Below are 26,182 nucleotides of genomic sequence, written 5' to 3' on the forward strand. Positions count from 1 at the left end.
GTTGAGACTTCAGACATCTCGCTCAACAGTCCGAGGGCCTCGCCCGTTACTCGACCGGCCTCGTCACCCGATCGGTGGCCAAATTGAAAAGCCTCACGGTCTTAAATAACGGCTTTGACCAAGCCCTGGATCCGGCCCCGGCGCTCGTGCCAAATGCCGCTCGGCCGACGGACCCGTCGCGCGGTGCTGACGGGTGGGCGACTTGACAAGACAGACGGGGAAGACTGGCGGCACATCAAAGCTCCGTTGCGTGAGGGGGACTTGGGAAGGTCACCTCAGCAACGGAGCTTCGTAGCGTGTGGTCGCGCATCCATCCACCATCGTCACACTGCTGTGACCTGCGCACCCACAAGTATCCCGGGATTTTTCAATCGCCCTGGGGTTATCGTGCAGGATTGAGCTTGAGTCCGAAGCGCCCCAGGATGTCAGGCGCTTCAGTCCAGAAGATGTAATTGAAGGCCACGTCCTTACCAGTGTCGGGACGGGCATAACAGCACGGTCCCGAGCCAGCGGAATCGACGCCGCGAGCCTGATACGTGGATCCGCTCACTGAGTACACCATGCCCCCGCTGTCGCCTTCAGCATTTACCCAAGGCTGATTGGACGCCAGTCGGGTGCCTTCCACACCGCGGACGTTGTGTGTACCGCTCCAGTCGTTGAGACTGTAGGTGATATCTTGGTTGGTGACCTCGATACCGCACACGTTTCCGTAACCCATGAAGTAGGAAGCTCCTCCGGCCTGGCAAACCAGGTCGCCAGTATGGGAGTACGCTGCCGAGGTGACGGGATGCCAGGTGTCACTGAGCTGGACATCGCTGTTGTTGTGGCCGCCGGTCAACTCTTCCGCGTCCCAGGCCCCCGAGTTTCCGGTGACCTTTCCGACATAGCTTCCGAGCGCCCCTGTGGTAGAGGTGTAGTACTTGCCGAAAGCAGGGTGGGCTCCGCCGGCCGTGTAGACGGAGCGACCTGTCTGGAAGCAGTGGTTCGCCGTGATCATGACTGGCACGTTTGCGCTTGTCACGGCGGGCAGGCCAGTTGTGCAGTAGTAGTCGCCGTCGGTGATCACGTCACCGCCGATCTGCGGGGAGCTGTCGTCCCATTTGATGCTCGCCTGGTCGGTGGGTCGTGGCTGCTCTCCCTGCTGGAACGTGACGGCAACTCCGTCGAGGATGTTGGCCGGGGTCGACCCGGTGGCGACCGCGGTGTGGACGAGAGGTGTGTGAGCCTGGGCCGTCGCGGGCTTGTCCACGCCTATTTGCAGAGATGATCCATCTGTGGCCACCGCGACGGTGTAGACGTGATAGGGGAGCTGATGTGAGGCGGCCTGGGCAAGGAGTTTCTCTCGGGCTGTGTGGAGTTGCTTTAGCGTGTACGGGGCCCGCTCCACCGCGATGCGGTGGACGTCGATGTTCCTGTCGACCTTCAACGCGGCACGAATCACCTTCGGGCCATCCGCTGGATTGGTGAGTGACACGTGGACTATTCCGCGCGGTGCATCGATGCGCACGGTGGAATAAACGTCCGCCTCTGCCTTCTTCCCTGCTGTATCGAGCGCAGCGGCGAGTTTTCGCAGTGGATCGAGAATGCGGCTCTGGGCTGGGGGCTGCATGGCTGCTATTTGTGCCAGCGTCAGCGTCCCTGAGCCTGTCACAGAATCAGAAACGTCGACCGCTTGGGCGTTCGGAGTGCTGATACCTGCGAACAATGCTAGTCCAGCGACGCCAGCAGCGAGTATCGAAAGTCTTTTGGAATTCTTTATCAACGAGCCCCCCCTGGGCTAAAATGTTCAAATTAACTGGCACACCAGCCAGCCTGGGCAAGGTGCAGTAAAAGCCGCATTACCGAAACAGCATCACCATAGCCTTTACGGATGGCGCGTACATGCCAGTAACGGTAAAAAAGGTGATCAAGACCACTTGTGAGGCGAGAGGGGATGCGTTGGTCGCTGCGCGGGAGGAACCGATCACACCTGCATGAGGGTGTTCACCGTGCGCACACGAGCAAGCTGCTTGTCTCGGCCGAGTCGCTGAGCCAGCTCCGCTTCGCTCGGCCAAGCCGAAGCCGTGGTCAGGGAACCGGGCGGCACGCTCACCCGTCGAACAAGTATGACGAGACAGATGCTAGGCCGTGTCATCCTGCTGTCGGCCTGCTTGCTGGGCATGGTTGGCTGCGGCAGCGCCACATCGGCTCGGCCCAAAGGAGGCGACTCCAGCACAACGGCAACTTTCCGGGCCAAGCTCTCCGAAGAGAAGATCACTCAGCCCATCACGACATCCTCGAACGGCCTTGTACTTCACACGCGTGGCGCCGTTGGCGGATGCCAGGAAGCCGTCCGTCTTTCAGCCAAGGAAACAGGCAAGAAGGTCGCTCTGACGCTGCAAGGGATAACTCGCTCTGCACCGCCATGCCCTGCGAACGTTGGGTATGTACCCGTTCAGGTCACCCTAGCCAAGCCCCTGGCCGACCGCACTCTGATCGACGCCGCTTCTCACAAGCACCTCCGCATCCAAGGGCCCTGGCATGCGCGATGAGGAGGCGTGATCCTGGGTACCGGTCCATGAGGACAACAGGACAAGCCGCTGTCGGTGTTGGCGCGCAGCGACAAGCGGTACTGCTCTGCAGCGCGCGGCCGTTGGCTGCGCCTCGATACTGATCTTCGCGTCGGCGCCTGCTCCCTCCAGGCACTCGGCCGTCTGCTTCCATGTCGCCATACTGGGCGAGATGCGGTTTTTCCACACGCTCGTGCATCATGGAGATGGCCGCGCCGACGCGGAGAGACCACACCAGCCGGAGCCGCGTCGCGGCAGCAGGGGCTCTCCGTGGGTGCGTGAAGCGGCGTCCGGACGGGTAGCGGGGGCCGGGCGGAGTGATCTTGTCGGCCCGCTCTCGCGGGCCGCTTGATCGTTCCGGGTCTTTTTGAACGTTCGTAGCTCAGAGGCGGCCGTCTTCGTCAGAACACAGCTCTACCGGGTCACGCCGGGGTCTATGCGTTCGTTGCTCAAATGCGCGGCATGGTCCCATGCTGGGTACGTGTTTCTGATACCTGGCATGACATGTGGACATGAGTAGCAGCTTGTGGGAGGTGTTGGGCGGTTGCTTCAGCGCTCGCTGTCACGGCGAGTGAAGAGGTCCCGCAGGCTCCGAACGGGCACGTGGGCTTCTGCCGGATGACGGAGTGCGCCCTCCAGGTGAAGGGTGTACTGCCGTGCGCCGTCCGTCTCTCTCACGGCTGAGATAGCCGGCCTCTTCGAGGTCGGAGACGATCCTCGGTGCTGTGCGTTCGGTGATGCGGCAGGTTGCGGCGATGTCGCGGAGGCGGGCGGAAGGCTCGCGTGCGATGGCCGGCAGCACGCGGGCGTGGTTCGTCAGGAAGATCCACTCGCTGGTCTGCCTGGTCTGCTGGTCTGCTGGTCTGCTGGTCCACGATGAGTCCTGTTACGTTCTTTCGTCACTGCCCCGGCCGATAGCCCGGTGGAAATTGCCGGAATTGACTGACGTCTGTATGGGCTGACGTGGTGAAGCCGCTGACAGGCTTCATGGACGGTGGGAAAGTGGTGCTCAGGGCGGCGGTCCGGGCCTGGTGACCTCTTGGTGGCACTGTGACCGTCAGTAAGTCTTTGCCCAGGTCACGAGCTGTCCGGCATTAGGCGGAGTCGGCCCAGACGATGGTGATTTCGGGGTGCATCAGCCGCAGTCGGAACAGCACTTCCTTGGCCGCGTTGCGGTCGGTCATGTCGGCCGGGGTGACCGTGACGAACAGCGGCAGGCCCTTGGTGTCCACGACCAGGTGCCGTTTGCGGCCGTTGATTTTCTTGCCAGCGTCGTAGCCGCGCGAGTCCTTGCCGACGGTTTCGGCGGCCTTGATCGACTGGGAGTCGATGACGGTGGCGACCGCGCCGGGCGCCTTGCCCATCTCGCGGTGGATGCGTTTGCGGAGTGGTCACGGATCTGTCCGATGACGCCGGCGGCGGCTCAGCGGGCCATGAACCCGTAACACGTGCGCCAGGGCGGGAAGTCCTTGGGCAGGGCCCTCCACTTGCATCCGGTATCGACCACGTAGCGGATGGCGTCCACTATCTCCCGACGGGGGTGCTTCTCGGGTCGGCCGCCAGCCTTCGTTTCGCAGGCCGGTGTCGACAACAGGGCCTCGATCAGGGCCCATTCGTCGTCCCAGGTGTCGGAGGGGTAGCAGCGCCTGCGCGGCAAACATTCCCTCCCTCCAGGACGGGGCGGGGCCGGCCAGGCGTCGGTGAAGTCGGCGATCACGTCGAGCGTGGACTCGACCGAGCTGAGCTGGGTGTTGAGGTGCTTGATCCAGCAGCCCTTGGGTTGGAGGGCCGCGTGCGGGGCGACGACGCCGGTGATGAACCGGCGGATCTCGGTGAGCTTCCCCCGGATGATCGCGACCTCGTATGCCTGGAGCTCGGCCGGGTCCGAGCAGAACTTGCAGCCGTCCGGGCGGGTCCAGATCAGGGGCGGCCAGCCGCGTTCGGCGATGGTGTCCCGCAGGCAGGCAAGTCCTGCGCGGGTCTGATGGGGCGACAGTTCGCTGGCTCTTACCAGCTGGTTGAAGGTCAGACCGGCCGGGCGAGCCTCGAAGAGTACGATCCGGACGGTGTCGGCGTGTCGATGGGCGGCGGGTGATCTGCGCTCGGAAGCGCGGGGCATCGCCTACTCATCTTGCAGCAGGCGGGCCAACTCGCCATCGACATCCACCTTGCCGATGTCGACCGCGGTCTCGATCCAGTCCAGGGTTGCCCTGACGCGGGCGACGTTCTCGTGGACGATGGTGCGTTCGTCGTCGCTAAACTGGCGGTCGCGCATGCCGGGGGCGACGCGGCCGGCCGCCGCGACGAACGCGTGGCAGGCGATGACCAGGTCCGGGAACTCCACCGACCGGTCGATGTTGCGGATCGCCGGGGCTGGTGTTCTCGAAGTGCTCGCGGGCCTGCCCGCCCCGCTCGACCTGCGCGTGATTGACCTGGTCGCGGGCGGTGTCGTCCGACATCGCCTTGAAGGCGACGTCCGGCCTGCGCAGCAGGCCGGTGGTCACCTCGGCGGCGACGTGCTCGTCACGGGTCAGTTCCTCGACGACCTTCACCTTGTCCGCCTTGGCAACGCGGGCGACGACCGCGGGGCGGCGCAGGAAGTTCGGGGCGACGGCGGCTGCGACCTGGTCCTCCCGGGTCAGTTCCTCCACCGCCCGGACCTTGTCCTCGTCCTTGACCTGCGCGACGACCGCCGGAGGCCGCAGCAGATCACCGGTGACGGTGGCGGCGACCTCCTCGTCCTGGGCGAGGGTGTGAATCGCGCTGACGGGGGTGACGGGTTTGACGACCTGCCGGCCGACCCGCCGGTTCGCCTGGTCCGGCGTCCGGCGGGACTTTCCCTCAGGCGGGGTGAGGATGGTGGCGAACCGTTCCTCGTCGTCGGCGATCGACGCCAGGATGTTGTGGACCGTGAACGACACCCCGGTCACCCGCCGGTCCTTCGGCCACTTCGACGCAGTCCACCGGGTCTTGTCCACCATCGCGTAGGACAGCCCGATGTCCTCGGCCAGGCGGAACAGGGACCCCTTGACCGTGAACAGGGAGTCGCTCTTCTCCTGACCGCCGGCCTCGCGCACCGGCTCGACTTCGAGCGCGTAGTCGCCGACCGTGAACTGGATCCGGCTGGCGGTCTCCACCAGTTTGCGCAGCTCGGCCGCGATCTCCGCGGGCCGGAGCACGGCCCGCGGCCGTGGCGAGACCCGGCTCGCTTCCCGACCGAGAGTCGGACCGGAAATACGACGAATCTCCTTGGCTGTGACAGTGTCCAGTGCACCGGTCGGCTCGTCACCGAAGATGACGTCGGGCCGCGTGATGAGGGCCCGGGCGATGGCGACCCATTGCTGCTGACCACCGGACAGCTGTGACGGCCGGTGGTTGACCCGCCCGGTTAACCCGACCCGCTGGATGATCTCATCCAGCCAGCCCCGGTCGGCGCGCTCTCCTGCCAGCCGCAACGGCAAGGTGATGTTCTGCCGGACCGTGAGCGCGGGCGCGGGATTGAACGCCTGGAAGACGAAGCCCACCCGGCGCCGACGCACATGTAAGCTTGCCCTGCTCTATTTTAAGCCCGGCAGCAGCAGCGACTCCGTACGCGGGGCCATGGCTCCGCGTAAACCCTGGTCGAAGCCCACCGTTCAGGCCCGCATCAGCGAGCTGCGCAACCGCCTCGCCGACACGCCGACAGCAACCTCTACCCCCCACGCGACCGCAGCGGCATCTACCGCCTGTCGCCCAAGATTCGCTGCGACTGGACCACCTTTCAGCACCGCGCCTAACGCGTCCTCCCCAAGGGGCCGGCCGCAGGCATCGCCGATCTGGAAGCTGCTCATCATCGCGCGGACGTGGCTGGAGTCGACCGCCGCGCGGGAGACGTCCGGCAGGTCCGCGGCCCGCAGCTCGGAGAGCAGCAGCTCGTGCAGGCGCTGCCGGACCCCGGCCTCCTTCCAGTCCCGCAGTCCGACGCCTCAAGCAGTGGCGCCGCTTGGCCAACGGCACCGACAAACTCGCCGTCGCCTACGAGACCGCACTCGACCTCGCGGCCATCCTCATCTGGGCTCGCAGATGACCAAAGGGACAGAACCTTAGGCGAAGACCGCCGACGCGTACGTGGTGCCGACACGGTGAAAGTTGGGTCATGAACGCTTCTATGGATCGTGCGGAGATCGTTTTGTGGGTACGGCATGCGGATGGCCGGTGGTCGGCCAGGACGGTCTGGGTGGTGGTGCTCGACGGGGAGGCGTATGTCCGCTCGGCTTTCGGGCGGCGCAGTGCCTGGTACCGCCGGGTGCTGGGGCACGCGGACACGGAGGTGAAGGTGGCCGGGGACCGGCTGTCCGTCACCCTCCAGCCGGTGGACGACCCCGAGCTCGTCCAGCGTGTCTCCGGTGCCTACCGGGCCAAGTACGGGTTGAACTGGCCCGGCCCCGTGGAGTCGATGAACGGGCCCGAGGCCGCGGCCACCACCATGCGGCTAACGAATCTCGGGCAGGTCTCGCAGTTGCCTGCGTGAAGTGAGCCCGAGCTTGCGGAAGATGTTGCGCAGGTGCGCGTCGACCGTCCGCGGGCTGAGGAACAGCTTCGCCGCCGCCTCCTTGGAGGTGGCGCCGTCGGCGACCAGGCGTGCGATGTGCACCTCCTGCATCGTCAGCTGGTCCGATGCCTTCGACGTGCGGCTGCGGGCCTGCTCACCCGTGGCGCGCAACTCGCCGGCGGCGCGCTCGGCGAAGGCCTCCAGACCGAGGTCGGACAGCGCTTCGTGCGCGGGGCGCAGCGCGGACCGGGCGTCACGCCGTCGGCCCTGGCGGCGCAGCCACTCCCCGTACAGCAGCTGTGCCCGGGCGCGGTAGACGACCAGCGCGCCGTCGTCGAGCAGACCGATCGCCTCCTGGTAGGCGGACTCATCCCCGGTCACCAGGGCCCGCGCATAGGCCTCGACGCCAAGGCCCCACGCGTGCCGGCCCGCCTGCGTGCGCTCCTGGAGGGACGCGAGGGCCTCGGCGGCGACCTCCGTCTCGCCGCATCGTACGGCCGCCTCGACCAGCTCGGGCAGGGCAAGGCTCGACGTGCCGATGGCGCCGTACTCGACCGCTTGCTTCGCCGCCCTCAGTGCGGCCGGGTAGTCGGCGAGGCCATTGCTGAGCACGGCCGTCGCCCACTGCACGCTCAGGCTCATCCGGTGATCCACCGACGCGAACAGTTCGGCGGCGTCCTTGCGCTGCCCCCGCAACGCGGCCAGGTGGAGGCGCGGGTAGACCAGTGGTGCCGCGCCAGTGGCGTCGGCGATCGCCTCCTCCTCGGAGATCAGCTCCATCGCGGCACCGAAGTCGCCGGTGTGCACGGTCACGGCGGCCTGCATGGCCAGTCCGATGGGCAGCGCGTGGAAAGAGCCCGACTCGCGGCCGGCCGCGACGGCACGGGTGGCGATGCCGTACAGGGCGTCGCGGTTCCACAGCTCGGTGGCCACCATGAAGCCCAGTGACGGCCGCCTGGCCCACACCTCGTGGTCGACGTCGCCGACGACCGGCCTGAGGATCTCCGCCGCCGCCAGATGCCCGTTGCCGACGAGGCTGGTGAGGCCGGCCAGGACCGCCGCCGCGCCGGACGTCGGCTCATCCGACGGCGGGGCCTTCCTGACGGCGTTCACCACTTGGTCGAGTCCGCCGAGCAGGACGCCCATCTCGATGGCGTCCAGATAGCACTCCCGTGACCAGGCGGGGTCGGTGGCCGCCAGCCGGGCGGCGGCACGCAGGAGGTATTCCGTGGGGCCTTCGTCTCCGCGGCGGCGGACGAACGACAGCCTGCCGCGGAGCAGGTCGGCCCTGGCGGCCTGGCCCGGATCATCGGTCCGGATGGTGGTGAGCAGTTCGGCCGCCTTGTCGAAGTCGCCCACCGAGAGCTTGGCGTCGGCCGCGGCGAGGACCCGCTCGGCGCGTTGGACCGGGCCGATCGTGAGCGCGGCCGAGCGTTCGAGGAAGGCCGCCGCCGCCGCGACACCGCCACGTTCGCGGGCGCGGGTAGCGGAGGCTTCGAGCTCGGCGGCGACGCGCTCGTCCGGTCCGGCACTGGCCTGGGCGCGGTGCCAGGCCCTCCGGTCGGGGTCGGCGACCGGGTCGGATACGGCGGCCAGCGCCTCGTGCGCCCTTCGCCGCTCCTCCGGTGCCGCGGCGCGGTAGGCGGCCGAGCGGGCGAGGGGATGGCTGAACCGAATCCGGGTACCGAACTCGACCAGCGGGACGGTCTCCGCTGCGGCAGCCGCGTCGATGCCCAGGAGTTCGGCCGCGCGCCACAGCAGGCCAGGGTCGCCGATCGGGTCGGCGGCGGCGACGGTCACCAGCAGCCGGGCCTCCGGCGGCAGGAGCTCCAGCCGGGACCGGAAGCTCTGCTCGATCACACGGGGAACCGAGTCGGGCTGGGCGAATCCGCCCGCCATCCCGCCGAGTCCGGCGGTCCTGGGAAGCTCCACCAGCGCGAGGGGGTTGCCGCGCGCCTCGGCCAGGATGCGGTCGCGCACCCGCTCGTCCAACGGGGCGCGGATCGCCGCGGCCAGCAGCGCGCGGGCATCCGACTCGCCAAGACCCTGAAGCGAATGGCCGGGCAGCCCGTCCAGCTCGGGCAGGCGGCTCGGCTCGCGCACCGCGAACACGAGGGCGATCGACTCGGCCGAGATCCGGCGGGCCAGGAAGGCCAGCGCCTTGGCCGACGCCTGGTCCAGCCATTGTGCGTCGTCGACGACGCACAGGAGCGGGCGTTCCCGCGCGGTCTCTGCCAGTAGGCCCAGCGACGCGACGCCGACCAGGAACGGATGGGGTGTGCCGGTGTCGAGGCCGAAGGCGATCTCCAGCGCCTTGCGGTGCTGCGCAGGCAGCGCCATCAGCCGGTCGGTGACGGGCGCGAGCAACTGGTGCAGTGCGGCGAACGGCAGCTCCGTCTCGAACTCCGCGCCGGACGCCCGCATGACGAGGAATCCGGTGGCGGCCTCGTCCAGGTGCCGCAGCAGCGCGCTCTTGCCGATGCCCGGCTCGCCGCGCAGGACCAGGGCACCGCCCCGGCTCTTCCGCGCCGCTTCGAGTAGGGCGTCGAGCTGCTGTATCTCGCCTTGACGACCGATCAGCTCATCCGTGTGTGTCTCGGGCATGTTCGAAAACCTATGCGGTGGTGTGGTGTGCCGCAGGGGAATCCAGAACGGACTCCAGTGGCCCAGCAGCCGTCCCGCAGGGAGTCGTATAGGCGATGACTACCGACGCGAGCGGCGGGCGCCCGCTGCGAGTGTCGAGCCATGACCCGCACCGCAAGGCAACCGATCACCACCGGCTGGACATCGCTGGCGGTCCTGGCCACTGCCCAGTTCCTGGTCGTGCTGAGCACGTCGATCGTGAACGTCGCCCTCCCCCAGATCCGGGCCGGGCTCGATCTGTCGGACACGGGCCAGGCGTGGACGATCAACGCCTACGTACTGGTCTTCGGCGCGCTGTTGCTGCTGGGCGGGCGCGCCGGGGACGTATACGGCCTTCGCCGCGTGTTCCTGCTCGGCATCGGCCTGTTCGCGCTCTCCTCCCTGGGCGCGGCACTGGCGCCCACAGCGATCGTGTTGATCGCCTGCAGGGCAGTGCAGGGAATCGGCGCCGCGTTGCTGGCGCCCACGGCGCTGGCCCTCGTCCTGACGATCTATCCCGACAGGGAGCGGCGTGGCACCGCGCTCGGAGTGTGGGGCGCGGTCTCCGGTGCCGGCGGCGCGGCAGGCGTGCTGCTGAGCGGGCTGCTCACCGGCCTGTACGGCTGGCGTGCGGTGTTCGTCGTGATGGTGCCCTTCGCTCTGGCAGCCCTGGTGGCCACCTGGCTGCTGGTCGGGGCCGACCGGCCACGCGGCGGAAGCCTGGACGCGCCGGGGGCGGTGACGGTGACGGCGGGACTGGTCGCGCTCACCTACGGCCTGTCCGGCCCCTGGCCGCTCGCCGTGATCGGTCTGGCCTTGCTCGGCCTGTTCGTGGCGCTCCAGCGCCGCTCCGCCGACCCGCTGCTGCCGACGCGCATGAAGATCGTGGCGGTGCCCAACGTACTCATGGCCCTGCTGGGCGCGGTCTGGCTCGGCCTGTTCTACTTCCTGCCTCTCTACCAGCAACGCGCCCTCGGCTACGCGCCCTTGGAGGCCGGGCTGACCCAGCTTCCCCTCGCCCTCATGATCACCCTCTCGTCCTGGGTCACCGGCAAAGTCTCCGGCCGCTACGTGCTCCCCGTGGGCCTGCTGGTCCTCGCGGCCGGACTGGCCTGGCTGTCCCGAACCCCGGCCGACGGCACCTTCCCCGTAGATCTGCTCGGTCCGACGCTCCTCATCGGCATCGGCCTTGGCGTGGCGTTCGTCCGGCTCACCGCGATGTCCTCCGCGGGCGTCCCGGCCGCCGACAGCGGCATGGCCGGTGGGCTGGTCAACGCCACCCGGCAGATCGGCGGAGCCACCGGCCTGTCCTTCATGACCCTGCTCCCCTCCTACGGCGCGGCCTTCCTGGCCTGCGCCGCTCTGACCCTGCTCATCTCGGCTCTCTCGATGCGAAAGGCCTGAACCATGACCCTGGACAAGCCGTACATCAACGGCCACTTCACCCCCGTCACCGACGAGATCACCGGCCGCGAGCTGACGGTGCGCGGCACCCTCCCGCCCGAGCTGGACGGCCGCTACTTCCGGAACGGCCACAACCCCAAGCCTGGCATCACCCCCACCCACTGGTTCCGCGGCGAGGGAATGATCCACGGCGTCCGCCTCAGGGGTGGCCGGGCCGAGTGGTACCGAAACCGCTGGGTACGCACCCCCTTCCTGGACGGCGTGCCGTTCACCGGAACCGAGCTCGAGGTCAGCGCCGCCGCCACCAACATCATCTTCCACGGGGGACGCTACCTGGCCCTGCAGGAGGCCAACCTGCCCTGGGAGGTCAGCGCCGACCTCGACACGATCGGCGTCTACGACTTCGGCGGCAAGCTCACCAGCGCGATGACCGCCCACCCCAAAGAGGACCCGGAGACCGGCGAGCTGCACTTCTTCAGCTACAGCCCGTTCCCGCCGTACCTGACCTACTACGTGGCCGACGCCTCCGGCGACATCGTCAAGTCGGAGGTCATCGACGGCTCCGGCCCCTCGCTCATGCACGACTTCGCCATCACCCGCGAGCACGTCGTCTTCATCAACTCGCCGGTGGTCTTCGACCACGCCGAGCACTCCGGCATCCCCTACCGCTGGCACGACGACGTCCCGCTGCGCATCGGCGTGATGCCGCGCGCAGGGGGCGAGACCACCTGGTTCGAGGTGTCCGACCAAGCGGCGCTGTTGCACGTCACCAACGCCTACACCGACGCACGGGGCCGGATCGTCCTCGAAGCACCGAGCTTCGACCGGTCCGCCTGGGAGAACTCATGGAAGTGGTGGGTCGGCGCTCCCGGCTACGGCACCAGCCCCGACGCCGGCTCCACCTTCTACCGGTGGGTCATGGACCCGGCCACGGGCAAGGTCACCACTGAGTCCCTCAACGACCTGGCCACCGAGTTCCCGTCGATCAACGAAGCCCACACCGGTTCGGCCTACCGCTACAGCTACGCCATCGCCTTCCCCGGCGCGGGCCTGTCGGGCTACCACACCGTCAAGTTCGACACACGGACCGGCCAGGAGAAGCTGCTCGCGCACGGCGAGGGCCGCATGCCCGGCGAGGCCGTCTTCACACCCTCCGAAGGCGGGACCACCGAGGACGACGGCTACCTGCTCACCATCGTCAGCGACCTCAAGGCCGACGCCTCGGAGCTGCTCGTCCTGGACGCCAGCGACCTGAGCACCGTGGCAGCCGTCGAACTCCCCCGCAGGGTGCCCGCCGGTATCCACGGCCACTGGATCCCCGATACCGAACTGTCTGCCTGACCCGCCCCACCCCAGCCCCCCCACAGCCTGTGGCGAACGGCAATGACCGCGCGCCGCATGTCCTGGAAGAAACCCATCACCACGAAGGAGGACTGCCATGTCCGCTTCCGGCAACGCCCTGCTCGCCGAGCCGTGGAAGGCCCTGTGGAACAACGACCTGTCCCAGACCGACAAGATCATCGCCCCTGACTTCGTCGCGCACGCCGCCCCCATCACCGGCTCTGGCGACGACACCGTGCACGGCCGCGAGGGCCTGAACGGTTGGGTGGCCGGCATCCACACCATCCTGCGGGACCTCAGCTTCGAGATCACGGTCGGCCCGATCGCCACTGACGATTACCTGGTGGTCCGCTGGGCAGCCGAAGGCACCTACGCCGGAGGCTTCCCGGGCGCGTCCGACGACGCCGTGGGCAACCGCGTCCGCTTCACCGGCACCGACACCCTGCTGGTCAAGGACGGCATGCTCGCCGAGTACTGGGCCAACGCCGACAGCCTGCTGTTCGTACAGCAACTCGGTGTCCGCGAACTGTCGTGAACAGCGTGCAGCCCGTCTGCCGGAGCCGCCCGCGCCGCACTGTCACCAGTGCGGCGCGGGCCCGGCCCCGTACATCCGACCGGTCCGCGAACGACCCCCATCCAAAAGGTCAGGCGCGCCATCACCCGCGTGGTCCGGGCGTGCATCCCTTCACCGAAGCCGGCGGCCAGACGCCGCGCCTGCCACTTCGTGCGCGGGGCGACCACCCATCGCACGAGCGGGAACCGGACCCGGCCGGTGCCGACAGACAGCTGTCTTGCCCCGTCGTGGGAGTCCTCGGAGGCGGGATCAGCGGTGTTCGGGCCGGCCGCGACCGCGAGTCCGGCGACGGGCACACCGCCGTGGCGGCTGACAGACCGGAGATCAGCGGATCGAGCGGTCCCGGTCTGTCACTGTTGACGCGGGTGAGAGCGATCCGAGCATGCTCGACTACCGGCACTCCAACTTGCGCAGCGCCACGTCTGAGTCCGACCCAAGTGCCCTCCACGGCTGGGCCGCCCTCCCGGAACGTCATCGTGACGTGGAAGTGCTCCGGCCTCGCCCTCCTCCCGGCCATCGGGAGGGCTCACCGCTGCGCCTCGGCGCGCTGTTGCTCGGCCACCTTGTGCCACGGGTTCTCCGCCCTGCTCTGGGCACGGTCGAGGTACTCCTTCTTCACGGTCACGGAGCCCTCCTTCCACCGTCCTTGCTTGGTCGGATCCCCGCCCGCGTCCGCGATCTCCTGCACTCGGCCGCGCCGCAGCCCATGCGCGGTGATCTTGTGCCAGTCTTTCAGACAGTCCTGGTACGCCCGGCCGCGGATCCAGCCGCTGATGGCGTCACCGGTGACGAAAACGCCGCTCGCGGTGGCGCTTGCCCGCGACTGCAGCGTGCCGGCAACGGCGAGCGCCCGGAGCACCGGGCCGGACTTCACGCCCAGCCGGTGGAGGCAGTTCAGCCAGTCCCGGGTGGCCTCGTCGACCGGATCGTAGTGGGGATCGTCGGCGTCGGCAGGTACCCAGGTCTCCTCGCCGTGAGCGTCTTGGTCGGTCTTGGAGTAGGCGACCCACTGGGCCATGCCGCCGTCTTCGACCGTCAGGTCCTCGATGGTGAGGGGTGGCCCAGCTCGCTACTCCTGTGGGGGCCTTTCGGCACACCAGGATGACGAACCGGTCGCGCAAGCCGATCGGGTGCCGCAGGTCGCAGGTGTCGCCCATCGCGCGGCCATGGCGGCCGTGATCCCCGGAGCCTTCCTGACCCGGTTCCGCTTGAGCCAGTCCTTGCGGTACTCGCGCAGCAGGCCGCGGGCCTGGCTGGTGCCCCGCGCTGTCTCCGGCGACACCTCGTAGTCGCGCCGCGTGTACCGCGGGGCGTCGGCCACGGTCGGCAGCGCCTGGCCCGGGTAGAGGATCGTGTGCTGGTCCACCAGGGACTGGGGCGCTGGGACGGTGGCTGGCAGCAGCTCCTCGTCGTCAATGATCTCGCCGTAGACGACCTCGACCTCCTCGAGGTCGGAGGCTTCGGTGCCCTGGGCCGTGGCGTCACCGAGCCGCAGGGCACGAGCGACGGACATGGTCGGACAGCCTTTCGGGAGCGGTGAGGCGCCGGGAGGGAGCTTTACTACTTCTGATCACTGTTTGTGGTGGTTAGCGGTGTGTTGGGCGGCACACCGCTCCTGTCGGCGTGACGAGTTCAGACCCCGGTTCTCCTCCACGGTCGGGTCCCGCCAGGTCTGCGCGTACTCGGCGCGTAGTCCGGGTGCTCGTGCCAGCGCCGGGCGATGTGCCGCAGCGTCTCCCCCGCCTCGTCCGCGCGTGCCTCCCGCACCGCCTGGTCGGGGTGCACCCGAACGCCGGTGCGCAGCAGGTCTCCGGCGCACGCCGCCCGGCCGGCCAGGTACTGCAGGGCGTCCGGCGCACGCGCGGCCTCGCTCCCGGCCGGCACGCCGCTGCGGGCTTCCTCCAGGCGGGCCTGGACGAAGGAGTCGAAGCGGTCGTACAGCGCCGGGAACGAGCGGGGCACAAAGTCGGAAGCGGGCACTCTCAACTCCCCTCGGGCTCGGCGGCGTCGGCCGGACGGGCAATGGACGGCTCCCGCTGGGTGAGGACGAGCGCGATGGAGTCGAGGACACGGCGACCGAGGTGCTGCAGCTCCTGCTGGTGCGCTGCGAGATCCTCTGGCGCCACGGGGCTCGAGGGCCTCGTGCCAGGGCGCCGGCGGCCCGGGCCATGTACCCCAGCGCCTGGTCCTGCTCGTAGGCGGCCGGCGCCGGGCCCTCGGCGCAGAAGACGACGTGGAGGCTGCATAAACTCCTTGGCCTCTGCCGGGAGTTGAACGACAACTTCATGGCGGGCAATCCCTACGCCTGCGCCGCCCTCGTCCGCGCCGTCTTGGACCATATCCCCCGCTGTTCGGGTTCCGGGAATACAAGCAGGTGGCGAGCCGGCACCCGTTCACCATGCAGAGGACCAACAAGCAGCACGCCAAGCGGCTGCTGGACTTGAAGGACATCGCCGACGACGTACTGCACCGGCCGATCAGCCCCAACGTCACGGTGGTCAACATGAACGACCTGCCAGAGCCCACCCGGCTCAACGCGGTACTTCAAAAAGTTCTCGCGATCCTGCGGACCGGCGCGCGCCGCCAGCCCCTCCGGAACCTGGCCGCTGCCGCTAACTGGTCGACTCCGGAAATCCTTCGGGGGTTGATCATGCTGCCAGGGCGATGGAGGATTCTTGGTGTCGGTCGGTGGACGTGTGTCGGTCGAGCCGGGCCAGCAGATCGTCCAGGTCGGAGGTGGTGAACCTCCACTGGAACGGCTGTGCCGGGGCGTTGTAGCGGTTTTCGAATGCTCGGAGCCGGTCCCGGACCTGGGTCAGGTCCGTGAAGTCGTTGGGTTGGACGACCTTGCGCTGGACGATCGAGAAGAAGATCTCGGTCTGGTTTGTCCGGGAGGCATGCACGGGGGTGTGGACCATGACCGCGTTCGGAAACGCCTTGATCAGGCGGTCGACGGCCTTCTTCCCCCGGTGGGAGGAGCCGTTGTCGACGATCCAGAAGACGCGCTTCGCGCCGGCGTAGGGCTCCTGCGTCATGACCTGTTCGACCAGGGCCATGAACGGCACGATGCCGGTGGTGGCCTCGCAGCGGCCGAAGACCTTCGCCCGATGGACGTCGTAGGCGGCCAGGTAGATCAGCGCGTCGCCGCGGCCGTACTGATGGTTGACGCGCATCGCCCTGGCCCGGCGCGGGGCCAGGGTCGGGTGGCAGCGGCAGCGGGCCTGGACCGAAGTCTTCTCGTCGCTGGAGATGACGTACTCGTCCGCGCCAAGGAGTTCGCCTTCGTAGGTGCGGGCGTACAGGTCAAGGACGCGCTGGACCTTGGTGGGGAAGTGCGGGTCCCGGATGAAGATCCAGGACCGGTACTGCCAGGGTTTGAGCGCGTCCTGTCGCAGCCAGCGGCGCACGGTGGACGCTGAGACGGTGTCGGTGACGCCGCGCGCGGTCAGCTCGGCGGCCAGCTCCGGGCACGACCGGCGCGACAAGGGCAACCCAGTCTCGGCTGGGAGCTGGCAGGCCAGGGCCTTGGCCTCGGCGACCTGCATGGGGATGAAGCGGGGCGGGCGCCCGCTGCGCTTTAGGTCGGCCAGAGCGGGCGGGCCGCCGTCTGCGAAACGGCCCCACAGGTGCGCACGGTATCCACGTGCACGCCCAGCTCGGCAGCGATCCGCGCATTGGACCTGCCCCGAGTCGCCAGGAGCACGATCTGTGACCGGCCCCTGGCCTGGTGGGGAGTCTTGTGGCCGTAGGCCGCCTTTTTCAGCCGGTGCCGCTCGGCGGCAGTCAGGACGATCGGGCGGGCGGCAGGAAGAAACAAGGCAGACAGGCCGATCAGCAGAAGTGGATCACAACGCCGTGGGGGTCCTGCTCATGCTGTTTCGTGGTGGGAGTCCAGGGCGGTGAGTTCGCCTCCGGACAGGCGCAGGCTGCCGGCGGCCACGTTCTGGGCGAGGTGGTCGGGGTCGCCGGTGCCGGGGATGGCCAGGACGTGAGAGCCCTGGTGCAGGGTCCACGCGAGCCGGATCTGGGCTGTGCTCACCCCGTGGGCGCGTGCGATGGCGTGCACTTCCCTGCTGTCGTCAGTGGTCGCGCCGCCTTCGCGTCCGGTGCCGGCGATCGAGTAGAACGGCACGAAGGCGATGCGCTGTTCACCGCAGAGGTCCAGGAACTCCTTCTGCTCGGGCGATGCGCCGATGCCGTACATGTTCTGGACGCAGACCACCGGTGCGATGGCCTGGGCCTCGGCGAGGTGGTGGGGGCGGACGTTGGACAGGCCCAGATGACGGATGAGCCCGGCCTGGCGCAGGTCGGCCAGTGCCCCGAAGCGTTCGGCGATGGAATCGGTGCCGACGATGCGCAGGTTCACCACGTCGAGGTGGTCGCGGCCGAGCTGGCGCAGGTTGTCCTCGACCTGGCCGCGCAGCTGCTCCGGGGTCGCGTGCGGCAGCCAGCGACCTGCGGGATCGCGGCCCGGTCCGACCTTGGTGGTGATCACGAGGTCGTCCGGGTAGGGGGCCAGGGCCCGGTTGATCAGCTCGTTGGCGGAGCGCAGTGGCGAAAAGTAGAACGCGGCGGTGTCGATGTGGTTCACGCCGAGTTCGACCGCGCGGCGCAGCACACCGATCGCCTGGTCACGGTCGCGTGGGACGGCATCGGCCGCGAACGCCTCGCCGTGCTGCGGCAGGCGCATCGCGCCGAACCCGACCCGGTTGACCGTCAGGTCGCCGAGCTCGAAGGTGCCTGATGCCGCCGCGGTGATCGTCTGTGAGGTCATGGCGCGATGATCTGCGCACGGTAGGCTGGGCCGCCATTGATTCACATATGCCTGAATCCACTGAGGGGTGGTCGTCCTGGCAGAGCTGGCGTTCTCGGCGAACGATCTGGCGCGGGTGCGGTTCGCCGTCTCACCGATGTGGGAGGTCGCGCCCAGCTTCCGCCTGCTGACGTCAACCACCGCGCATCCCATCCACCGGCCCTGGGTCGACCAGGTACGGCCACGCCTGGTGGCCGCCGGGCTGGACCGAGGCTGGCTCTGCGAGCTGATCCCGCCCACCGGCTACGTCCCCGACTTCCTCAACCCCGCCCCCGCCGGACCGGCCCCCACACCGGCGGCAGAGCTGGACGCGATCCGGGCCTCGCCCGCTGACCGGGTACGCCAGGACCTCGACCACCTGGCCCGCCACCAGGGAGAGCTCGGCCCCCGGCTGAGGAGCCTGCACGCAGACCCGCAGACCCGCCTGGCCAAGGTGGCAGAAGAGATCGAGGCGTACTGGGAACTGGTACTCGCCCCCTACTGGGCACGGATCCGAGCTGTACTGGACGCAGACGTCTTCTACCGGGCCCGCATGGTCGCCGAGCACGGCGCGGGCCGCCTCCTCAACGACCTACACGCGTCGGTGAGCTGGGACGACAACGCGCTCCGGCTGCCCCGCCGAAAGCAGCCGCTGCCCCGCACGACAGCAGGCACAGGACTGCTGCTGATCCCCTCGGCCTTCACCGGACCGGGACTGCGCACCCGAACAACGCTGCCGGACCCACCACAACTCGTCTATCCGGCGCGCGGCATCGGCTCCCTGTGGACTGCGCGGCCCGTCACCCGGGCCGGGGCCCTCTCCACCGTACTCGGCCGCTCCCGAGCCCTGCTGCTGACCGACTTGGAAACCCCGGCCTCCACCACACAGCTGGCCCACCGCACTGGGCTCTCGCCCGCCGCGGTATCCCAATATCTGACCGCGCTACGCAACGCGGGCCTGGTCAGCGCACACCGCGCCGGCCGCTCCGTCCTCTACGCCCGCACCGCCGCAGCCGAAACCCTTCTCCAAGCCGCCTCCGCCTGAGACTTGGTCAACCCCCGAAGGATTTCCGGAGTCGACCACCAAGGCTGCTCGAGCACGCCTTGGCGTCCTGCTCCGGCTGAGGCCTGACACAGCCACCGCCACCGCCAGCCAGGAATGATCGGCTCATGCTTGTTACGCTCTACCCCGGATCCGATCGCGGCGCCGTCCCCGACACGCTCGGCAAAGTGCACGTCGCGCTCAAGTGGTGAACCGGGCAATGCGCGACCATGGAACCTATGTCTTCTTCCCAGGTCCTTTGGCTCTTCGCGTCGCTCTTCACGCCTGCAGGGGCCGCCGTTGGCGTCGCCGCTTTCCTCAAGGTTCGACAGGCTCGGCGCCTGCTTCGAGAAGGCACGAGGGCGCGGGGCATGGTGACCCGCCTTGAGCAGACCCGTATCGCACCGGTCTCGGACACCACGAGCACCAGCCTCAGCTCCGGGACCACCGTGTACTACCCAGTCATCGCTTGGAGCACGGACGATGGCCGAGCTATGGAAACCAGGACGAACATAGCTCGCCCCAAGAACAGGACCCTCCCCGTAGGTACCCGCGTCGAGGTCCGCTACGACCCGGCGGATCCGTCGCGCTGGACGCTCCCGGCTGAGGGCAACGGCTTCTGGTGGCTCTTCGTCGCAATCGGCGTGCTATTCGTCGTGATCGGGCTGGGGTTCTTCCTCGGAGCCGTGTCGAGCAGGCTCTGAACCGGACGAGGCGACGCCGCCCCTTCAACCACATGGCTCATGCCACGAGTTCGACGCTCAGCCTCGGGCGGACCCGCGCGGGCAGGAGTCGGGGCAGGTCCCAGCTGCGCTGCGGACCGGCTGGAGCGCGCTGCAGGAAGAAAGAGAAGTGCTGTCCCTGGAACGTAGGAACGTAGCCGGAACCTCACGATTCGAGCCATCCGTCGGGCAGGGGGTCCCCTCACCGCCGGCTCGGGGGGGGGAAGGCCAGGACCCGAGGTCGCCCGACGGCTAGCTGTACTCCGCCATGGGCCCGGCCACCAGCGTCGCCTCAGCCCCGGTGTCAGTACCCCGCCGCAATCCACCTTCGCTCTGAGCAGCCAGACCAAGACACCTCAAGGGACGACCACCATGCGCACTCAGCCCAGTACCGTCTGCACCGCTTGCCAAGGGTGGAAGTGGGCCGGTCAGCAACCTGGCTACGATCACATCCACGCCGTGCCGGTGCTCCCCGATGACTCACGGAGCACCGACACCCACCATGTCGTGCGCGGGTGTGCGGTGGGCTTCGCGGAGGTCTCTGCCTCCGATCGAGGGCTGCCGCAGACCTGGGTCTTCTTCGAGCACCTGGAGCCCGCGATCGTCTTCGGCCGGGCTGGCCGGATGTCCGTCCACGACGTCTCCGGCTACGGCGTCTACGAAGCGGCTCGGGAGGTCCGCTTCGACCTATCCGAATCGGACGAAGAGATCATCACGCTCTACGTCAGCGGTCATGCCCTCGACCGTCGCCCCGGTGAGGAAGAGATCTTCGCTCGGTGGGCGGGTGGGGTCCGCCTCGGGTCTGCGTACTACGAACCGCCGGCGCTGCTGCCCTGACGACAGATTAGCTCTCGCTGGAACCTTCCGCAGGGACGTGACCGTGTACAAATGGTGAGGGCGGCTGTCGCTCAGGCAGCCGCCCTCACCCGGGGTGTTGCGTACTCTGGTCAGGCCCGGACGATGGCCTGCGCCTGCGGTCCCTTCTGCCCCTGCCCGATCTCGACGGCGACGGACTCACCCTCCTTGAGCTCGCGGTAGCCGTTACTCCCTGGTCTCCGAGTAGTGCGCGAAGACGTCCGGGCCTCCGTCGTCCTGGGCGATGAAGCCGTAGCCCTTCTCGGCGTTGAGCCACTTCGTGTGACACGAGGTCGCACATCAGGAGCGGCACCGAGCCGCCTGGAAAGGAGGTGAGTGGAGCGGTGCGCGGGCCAGTGTGCGGGCCCGTACCCACACTGACAGGCTCCTGCGGCAACGGAGTGGTCTGAAGCTGAGCGGAGAAGCCCAAGGGAGGTCCCGCGCATCGGGGCCGAACAGGCGAGGGTAAGGACGGACGGGTGCGCGAAAGCGAACCTCTGCCAATGCCATGAGCGGGGCCAGGATCAGACGGATGCCGCTGCCTGAGATCGTGGTTCACCGTCGCCGTGCCGCTGGTCCCGGCTGCCTCTGGCCGGGGGCCAGCGGCCCTCTATCGAGCGGCTCGCTTCGCTGTCCTGGCGGCCGCGGTCAGCTCTGTGAAGTTCACGGCGCAGCGTCAGGGCCAGCCTGTTACCCGCGGCGTCACGAGTCGTGACGGCGGCTGTCCACGGGTTGGGGAGGCACTCAGATCCGCGGTCGAGTGATGTTCACGAGTGTTGCTTCTGGCTCCACTTCGGTGACGCGGCCACGCTGAATAAGGGGCTCATACAGGAGCTGACCGTTCCTCGAAGGAGACGCCCCAGCTCTTCTCCCAGCTGTCCAGATTGTGCGCGCAGTGCACAAGGGGTTCCAGCTCCGCGGGTAGCCGAGGTCGTAGGCGATGTCTGCCCAGATGGGGTGGGTGCCGGCGGTGGGATCCAGGGAGCCGTCGGCGATCTGACCGGCGATCCAGTAGGCCATCGCCCACTTTGCGGCCCGGGGGCCCGCGGGCGGGTGGAAGAGTAGTCCCAGCTCCTCCAGCACCTGGTCGAAGAGCGCTGGCGGTTCGGGTTCTTCGCTCCGAAGGAGGCCGGCCAGCATGGCGAGGGACGGGCTCTCAACCCCGGCAATCAGCGCGTCCAGACCTGCCTGAATGAGCCGGTCAGAGCCGACGTGTCTACCGAACGCCCTCTCATGTGCGATGTGTCTGAGCCGATTGAGGGCGTCGTCGCGGTTCATCAAAGTCTTGTCGGTCGGCATCTGGGAGGAGAAGGCTTGCACATCCGCCGATGCTGCCGCCATCGGGTTCCTCCCGTCGTCGGTGCTCAGGGACATGAGGACGCGCTTCCGCAGGAGGGTGAAGCCTGCGCGGCCGAACATCTGGCGCTTGAGCATCTTGACCCGGTTGACGTGCCCTTCCACGACGCCCGAGCTCCACGGCAGAGTCAGGCCGGCGATCACGGCGTCGCGGTCGCGGTCAATGCCTGCGGCGAAGGTGTGGAGACTGGGCAGGTCGTCCTGCCGGACGGCGTCGAGCCAGTCGGGCAGGCGCTCGCCCTGGCCCTCGGGGCCGAACGGAAGTTCACCGAAGGCCTCGCCCATGGCCAGTGGACTGGGGTGTTCTTCCACGCCTCGCTGCGCGACGTGTCGCCGGCCGTGCGGTCCGGCCGGCTCATCGACGTGCTCGCCCCGGCCACCGAGGTTCTGGACCAGGCCAACGTCGACGAAGGCCTCGTGCGCCAGCTGCACGTCCTGATCGACGCGATCACGCCGGACATCTGATCTGCCGCACCGGACACGGCCGGTGAAACCCGTGCCCAGCCGCATCGGCAGGAACCTACGCTCCCCTCATGTACAGCAGCGCGTTCGGCCGCTCGCACCCGCTGGCCGACGGTTTCCGGATCGATGTCTTCGACACATTGGTGCTCAGCCAGGACATCACCGCCGCACTGGAGCGGCGCCGGCGTCCTCGATCCTGGACGGGATGCGGTACGCGACGCTACGCGGCTTCATCCCGCACCACGTGTGGGCCGAGGTCCCGCGCGTGCTCGCCGACCTGCCTGGCAGGAGAGACTCCGAATCAGCCGACAGCGTCTGTCACGCAGAGAGGGAGGTTGAGGATGTACCCCGGAATACAGGGGTCGCTGTCTGCCAGAAGTGTCGGCCTGGTCGCGACGGAGGCGTGTGCCGCAGGGGCTGCGGCGGCAACACCTCCTGCGAGGACCCCGGTGGTGATCAGTCCAGTGAGGATGATGGCGATGGGTCTGAGCATGTGCGGCCTCCATTTGTGGTCGGGAGTGTTGTCGACCGTAGGCACGGCGCCGCCATATCGGTGGCATTTACTAGTGGACTGTCCGGGTGGTGACGGATGAGCTGTCTCATGCCATTCAGCCGTCCGCAACGCGTCCATCACCCAAGACAGGCATCGACGCGCGAACCCAGGACGTCTGCCGGACTTGGCAGCCGCCGCGTGGTGCGGGGCCGCCGACAGGTTCGGTCTGCTGGTGCCAAGGGGCTGGGGCCGGACGAAGGGCTGCTGCGGCCCGCCGGTCGGCCTCACTCCCCGCGCGCTCGCGCCGTGACGTACGTCCTCGCTTCCTCAGAGCGTCCCAACCGCCGCGGTGTACGACACGTTCGGCGTGCGGCGGCGCTGGCTGCCACCAGGACGTACTAGTCATGCTCCGGTCGGCGTGACCGGTCTTACTGCTCATTTCAGAGTGAGATCGGTGTGGCGGGTGGCAACTGACGATCTCGACGGGCAGGGTCTGCCCTGTGTCGGCAGACCTCGTTCCTGATGAACCGGGGAGCGCATAGCTCCGTTGCTGCCACGGCCCCTGTTCGCAGGCCCCGCCACCCTGGTCGGCTTCGGATACCCGATCGGGTCGCCTTGGGCGGCATCGTCTACGTCCTCCGGACGGGTGTTGCTTGGCGAGACGTCCCTGCCCAGCTGGTGGGCTGTTCCGGGGTAACCAGCTGGCGCCGATTGCGAGACTGGACCGAGGCCGGGGTTTGGCCTCGCGTGCATCAGATCCTGCTCGCAGAGGTGCGCAGGGTGGGCCTGTTGGAGATGGACGACTGCGCGATTGACGGCTCCCACGTTCGTGCACTCACAGGGCGGATCACGTCGGCCCCTCCCCCGTCGACCGCGGCCGCCCTGGATCCAAGCACCACGTGATCGTGGACCGACACGGCGCTCCGCTGGCCGCCTCTGTAACCGGCGCTAACCGTCATGACGTCACCCAGCTCATTCCCCTGCTGGACGCGATACCCCGCATACGAGGGCTGCGATGACGTCCGCCTCACAAGCCCAAGCACCTGTTCGCCGACCGCGGCTACGACTTCGACAAGTTCCGACGGCTGCTGCGGGACCGTGGCGTCAAGCCCCACATCGCGAGACGCGGCACCGCTCACGGCTCCGGCCTGGGACGTACGAGGTGGGGGTCGTCGAGCGAACCTTCGCTTGGCTCCACCAGTTCCACCTGCGGCTCCCGGGCGAACAACCTACTCACCTTGCCTCCCCCCCACCCACAGGTCATCCCGTCTTCGGACCGGTTCATCCGCCGAGTGTCTCTGCCATCCGGTTCAAGTCGGCGAGAAGAGCAGTGAGGCGTTTCGGCGGGACGGCATCGGCCATCTGCTGGTCGATGGCGTAGACGGCGGTGCGTGCCGCGGCGAGGCGGCGGTGGCCGTCTTCGGTGAGGTGGGCAGGCAGGGCGCGGCCATGGTCGGCGGTGGCCGCGCGGGTGACGAGGCCGGCGTCCTGCAGTCCGCGCAGGACTACGTTCACGGACTGCCGGGTGACGAAGGTGCCGCGGGCCAGTTCGGCGTTGGACAGCCCGGGGCGCTGGTCGAGCAGTTCGAGACAGGCGTACTGCGGCACGGTCAGGCCGTACTCACGCAGGGCTCCATCCATCGCGCCGCGCAGGGCGGCCGCGGCCCGCTTGAGGCGGTAGCCCAGTCGCTCGGTCACGTCGGCGGTCACGTCGGCGGTCACTTCGGCGGTCCCGTCGTCGGGCGAAGTCCGGTCGGTGGTTGTCTCATCACTCATGTCAGGAGTTTGACATAGCTGAGCGGAGGCGCCTACCGTCACCCATGTCAAAGTCCTGACATTGTGCACGACTGAGGAGCAGCCATGACCACCAACGTCTCCGTCGCCGGGCCGGACTTCATCGCGCTGCAGGTGCGTGACGTCGACGCGGCCGCTGCCTTCTTCGAGACGCAGCTCGGGGTGCGCCGGGCGCCCGCCTCGCCCCCCGGCGCCGTGGTGTTCACCACCGAGCCGATCGCGTTCGCCGTCCGAGAGCCCCTGCCCGGCGTGGACCTCGACAGCGTGGAGCGGCCCGGCCTCGGCGTCTCACTATGGTTCAAGACCAGCGACGCCGAGGCCCTCCACGACCGCCTCCAGGCCGCCGGGATCCCCATCGTCAGGGAGCCGGAGGACAGCCCGTTCGGAAGGATGTTCACATTCCTCGGCCCCGAGGGCTACGCCATCACCGCCCACGGGAACTGACCATGTACACCTTCACCATCACCCCGCAAGGACCGTTCTCCCTCGCAGCCGGTCTCAGCTTCCTGAAGGGCTTCACCCCCGCCAGGTATCACGACACCGCACAAGACCAGGCGCTGCGCCTGGCGTTCCCCACCGACGACGGTCACTCGACCGTGGGCGTCGAGGTGAGGCAGGCAGACGCCCCGCAGGGCACGGTGGAGGCGGAGGCCATCGTGCACACCGGCCCGCCCCGCGAGGGGCGGGCCGGGACGGCCACAGAAACCGAACCCGTTCCGCCTTCCCCCGGGGTGGATGCGGTGCGACAGCAGCTGGCCCGCATCCTCTCCCTCGACGTCGACGGCAGCGGCTTCCCCCAGCTCGCCCAGCGTGATCCCGTCGTGGCCGAACTCATCTCGGCATACCCGGGCCTGCGGCCGGTGTGCTTCCACTCCCCATACGAAGCAGCGGCCTGGGCGGTCATCGGCCACCGCATCCGCATGGTCCAAGCGGCCGCGATCAAAACCCGCATCGCCGAACACCACGGACAACACGTCACCGTCTCCGGCCGCACCCTGCATGCCTTCCCCACCCCGCTGGTCCTGCGCCAACTCGACCGCATCCCCGGGCTGCCCGACACCAAGGCCGAAAGGTTGCGCCACCTCGCGGACGCCGCTCTCGCCGGTGACCTCGACGCAAGCCATCTGCGGGCGATGCCGGCCCAGGACGCCCTTGCTCACCTGCGGACGCTGCCCGGCATCGGCCCCCTTTTCCGCCGAGCTGATCCTCATCCGTGGCGCCGGACACCCCGACCTCTTCCCACGCCAAGAGCCCCGACTGCACGCCGCGATGGCGCGAGCCTACGGCCTGAGCGAGCCGGATGCCTCCGACGCGAACCGCCTCGCCGGCATCAGCGACCGCTGGGCGCCCTACCGCAGCTGGGTCGCCCTCCTGTTGCGCACGCGCAGCGCGGCGTAACCGAACGTCGCCGGAGCCACCCGACCTACCGCCTCCTCTCCGCAACCTGCGCGTCGCCCCGTTCAGACAGTCATCGCGACCCGGCAAGCCCCCGGCTGCCTGTTGACTGCTCAACCGAGTGGGGAAGGGAGAGAAGGACTGGCGATTTTCACGGTTCTGGCCGCAGTTCCGTGAATGCCCAGGTCAGGGGCGGCATGCAGGAACGTTCCTCTGCGGGACATCCTGCGCATGGGGGTCGAATCGCTCG

20 protein-coding genes and 9 pseudogenes are annotated in these 26,182 nt (G+C 68.4%); 12 read left to right on the forward strand and 17 right to left on the reverse strand.

The annotated features are described in order from the left end of the window. Positions 1-382 precede the first annotated feature (382 nt). The 7 genes and pseudogenes from ABZ624_RS38390 to ABZ624_RS38420 all read right to left on the reverse strand — a co-directional run. Positions 383-1,705, reverse strand: a complete 1,323-nt coding sequence (locus ABZ624_RS38390; RefSeq protein WP_360099494.1) for a peptidase — start codon at positions 1,703-1,705, stop codon at positions 383-385. Positions 1,706-3,111: 1,406 nt separating this feature from the next. After that, complete coding sequence (locus ABZ624_RS38395) at positions 3,112-3,351, reverse strand: MarR family winged helix-turn-helix transcriptional regulator (RefSeq protein ID WP_360099496.1); 240 nt, start codon at positions 3,349-3,351, stop codon at positions 3,112-3,114. Between the two features lie 258 nt (positions 3,352-3,609). Then, positions 3,610-4,206, reverse strand: a pseudogene (locus ABZ624_RS38400) (IS5 family transposase); the annotation flags it as partial. A gap of 51 nt (positions 4,207-4,257) precedes the next feature. Further along, positions 4,258-4,668, reverse strand: a pseudogene (locus ABZ624_RS38405) (RacP protein); the annotation flags it as partial. A 3-nt stretch (positions 4,669-4,671) separates the two neighbouring features. Continuing rightward, positions 4,672-5,530, reverse strand: a pseudogene (locus tag ABZ624_RS38410) (DUF6192 family protein). A gap of 261 nt (positions 5,531-5,791) precedes the next feature. Continuing rightward, positions 5,792-6,124 (reverse strand): annotated as a pseudogene (locus ABZ624_RS38415) (ATP-binding cassette domain-containing protein); the annotation flags it as partial. Positions 6,125-6,379: 255 nt separating this feature from the next. After that, positions 6,380-6,505 (reverse strand): annotated as a pseudogene (locus ABZ624_RS38420) (IS5/IS1182 family transposase); the annotation flags it as partial. Here ABZ624_RS38420 and ABZ624_RS38425 point away from each other — a divergent pair. Both ABZ624_RS38425 and ABZ624_RS38430 read left to right on the forward strand, forming a co-directional pair. After that, positions 6,505-6,615: pseudogene (locus ABZ624_RS38425) on the forward strand (IS5/IS1182 family transposase); the annotation flags it as partial. The pseudogenes ABZ624_RS38420 and ABZ624_RS38425 sit on opposite strands and share 1 nt — an antisense overlap. Before the next feature lie 69 nt (positions 6,616-6,684). Then, a complete protein-coding gene (locus ABZ624_RS38430; protein WP_360099498.1) occupies positions 6,685-7,059 on the forward strand; it encodes a DUF2255 family protein in 375 nt (124 codons plus the stop codon). On the opposite strand, the gene ABZ624_RS38435 is transcribed toward ABZ624_RS38430, so the two are convergent. After that, complete coding sequence (locus ABZ624_RS38435) at positions 7,021-9,684, reverse strand: AAA family ATPase (protein ID WP_360099500.1); 2,664 nt, start codon at positions 9,682-9,684, stop codon at positions 7,021-7,023. The genes ABZ624_RS38430 and ABZ624_RS38435 overlap by 39 nt on opposite strands. 141 nt (positions 9,685-9,825) lie before the next feature. On the opposite strand from ABZ624_RS38435, the gene ABZ624_RS38440 reads away from it, so the two are divergent. From ABZ624_RS38440 to ABZ624_RS38450, 3 genes are all read left to right on the forward strand, one after another. Next, entirely contained in the window at positions 9,826-11,106 is a 1,281-nt protein-coding gene (locus ABZ624_RS38440) for an MFS transporter (RefSeq protein ID WP_360099502.1), read from the forward strand. A gap of 3 nt (positions 11,107-11,109) precedes the next feature. Continuing rightward, entirely contained in the window at positions 11,110-12,447 is a 1,338-nt protein-coding gene (locus ABZ624_RS38445; protein WP_360099504.1) for a carotenoid oxygenase family protein, read from the forward strand. 97 nt (positions 12,448-12,544) lie between these two features. After that, positions 12,545-12,982, forward strand: a complete 438-nt coding sequence (locus ABZ624_RS38450; RefSeq protein WP_360099506.1) for an ester cyclase — start codon at positions 12,545-12,547, stop codon at positions 12,980-12,982. A 565-nt stretch (positions 12,983-13,547) separates the two neighbouring features. Here ABZ624_RS38450 and ABZ624_RS38455 read toward each other — a convergent pair. The 6 genes from ABZ624_RS38455 to ABZ624_RS38480 all read right to left on the reverse strand — a co-directional run bounded on the left by ABZ624_RS38455 (position 13,548) and on the right by ABZ624_RS38480 (position 17,795). Continuing rightward, on the reverse strand, positions 13,548-14,039 hold the full coding sequence (locus ABZ624_RS38455) for a hypothetical protein (protein ID WP_360099508.1): 492 nt from the start codon (positions 14,037-14,039) through the stop codon (positions 13,548-13,550). A 51-nt stretch (positions 14,040-14,090) separates the two neighbouring features. Next, positions 14,091-14,534, reverse strand: coding sequence for a hypothetical protein (locus tag ABZ624_RS38460; protein ID WP_360099510.1), 444 nt, complete (start codon positions 14,532-14,534; stop codon positions 14,091-14,093). A gap of 119 nt (positions 14,535-14,653) precedes the next feature. Continuing rightward, entirely contained in the window at positions 14,654-15,001 is a 348-nt protein-coding gene (locus ABZ624_RS38465) for a hypothetical protein (RefSeq protein WP_360099512.1), read from the reverse strand. A gap of 2 nt (positions 15,002-15,003) precedes the next feature. Further along, positions 15,004-15,147 carry a hypothetical protein gene (locus ABZ624_RS38470; RefSeq protein WP_360099514.1) on the reverse strand — a complete coding sequence of 48 codons (144 nt, stop codon included), beginning with the start codon at positions 15,145-15,147 and terminating at the stop codon, positions 15,004-15,006. Positions 15,148-15,669: 522 nt separating this feature from the next. After that, positions 15,670-16,647, reverse strand: coding sequence for an IS630 family transposase (locus tag ABZ624_RS38475; protein WP_360099530.1), 978 nt, complete (start codon positions 16,645-16,647; stop codon positions 15,670-15,672). Positions 16,648-16,889: 242 nt separating this feature from the next. Further along, on the reverse strand, positions 16,890-17,795 hold the full coding sequence (locus ABZ624_RS38480) for an aldo/keto reductase (RefSeq protein ID WP_360099516.1): 906 nt from the start codon (positions 17,793-17,795) through the stop codon (positions 16,890-16,892). 67 nt (positions 17,796-17,862) lie between these two features. Here ABZ624_RS38480 and ABZ624_RS38485 point away from each other — a divergent pair, with 67 nt between their 5' ends. The 3 genes from ABZ624_RS38485 to ABZ624_RS38495 all read left to right on the forward strand — a co-directional run bounded on the left by ABZ624_RS38485 (position 17,863) and on the right by ABZ624_RS38495 (position 20,414). Continuing rightward, positions 17,863-18,858: a helix-turn-helix domain-containing protein gene (locus ABZ624_RS38485; protein ID WP_360099518.1), complete on the forward strand. Its 996-nt coding sequence runs from the start codon at positions 17,863-17,865 to the stop codon at positions 18,856-18,858. A gap of 236 nt (positions 18,859-19,094) precedes the next feature. Next, positions 19,095-19,559 carry a DUF3592 domain-containing protein gene (locus ABZ624_RS38490; RefSeq protein ID WP_360099520.1) on the forward strand — a complete coding sequence of 155 codons (465 nt, stop codon included), beginning with the start codon at positions 19,095-19,097 and terminating at the stop codon, positions 19,557-19,559. 477 nt (positions 19,560-20,036) lie between these two features. Continuing rightward, complete coding sequence (locus ABZ624_RS38495) at positions 20,037-20,414, forward strand: hypothetical protein (protein ID WP_360099522.1); 378 nt, start codon at positions 20,037-20,039, stop codon at positions 20,412-20,414. A gap of 110 nt (positions 20,415-20,524) precedes the next feature. Here the strand turns inward: ABZ624_RS38495 and ABZ624_RS38500 are convergent. Both ABZ624_RS38500 and ABZ624_RS38505 read right to left on the reverse strand, forming a co-directional pair. Further along, positions 20,525-20,678, reverse strand: a pseudogene (locus ABZ624_RS38500) (cold shock domain-containing protein). 1,122 nt (positions 20,679-21,800) lie between these two features. Then, positions 21,801-22,019 (reverse strand): annotated as a pseudogene (locus tag ABZ624_RS38505) (transposase); the annotation flags it as partial. Between the two features lie 69 nt (positions 22,020-22,088). Here ABZ624_RS38505 and ABZ624_RS38510 point away from each other — a divergent pair. After that, a complete protein-coding gene (locus ABZ624_RS38510; protein WP_360099524.1) occupies positions 22,089-22,253 on the forward strand; it encodes a hypothetical protein in 165 nt (54 codons plus the stop codon). 1,028 nt (positions 22,254-23,281) lie between these two features. Next, positions 23,282-23,947: pseudogene (locus ABZ624_RS38515) on the forward strand (IS5 family transposase); the annotation flags it as partial. A gap of 77 nt (positions 23,948-24,024) precedes the next feature. Here the strand turns inward: ABZ624_RS38515 and ABZ624_RS38520 are convergent. Further along, positions 24,025-24,384, reverse strand: coding sequence for a MarR family transcriptional regulator (locus ABZ624_RS38520; RefSeq protein ID WP_360099532.1), 360 nt, complete (start codon positions 24,382-24,384; stop codon positions 24,025-24,027). Between the two features lie 219 nt (positions 24,385-24,603). On the opposite strand from ABZ624_RS38520, the gene ABZ624_RS38525 reads away from it, so the two are divergent. Both ABZ624_RS38525 and ABZ624_RS38530 read left to right on the forward strand, forming a co-directional pair. Further along, positions 24,604-24,981: a VOC family protein gene (locus ABZ624_RS38525; protein ID WP_360099526.1), complete on the forward strand. Its 378-nt coding sequence runs from the start codon at positions 24,604-24,606 to the stop codon at positions 24,979-24,981. 2 nt (positions 24,982-24,983) lie between these two features. Continuing rightward, the coding region (locus ABZ624_RS38530; RefSeq protein WP_360099528.1) for a hypothetical protein at positions 24,984-26,182 on the forward strand (1,199 nt) is incomplete at its 3' end.

This window comes from Streptomyces sp. NPDC007205 (genome assembly GCF_040634095.1).
In the GTDB taxonomy this organism is placed as follows: domain Bacteria; phylum Actinomycetota; class Actinomycetes; order Streptomycetales; family Streptomycetaceae; genus Streptomyces.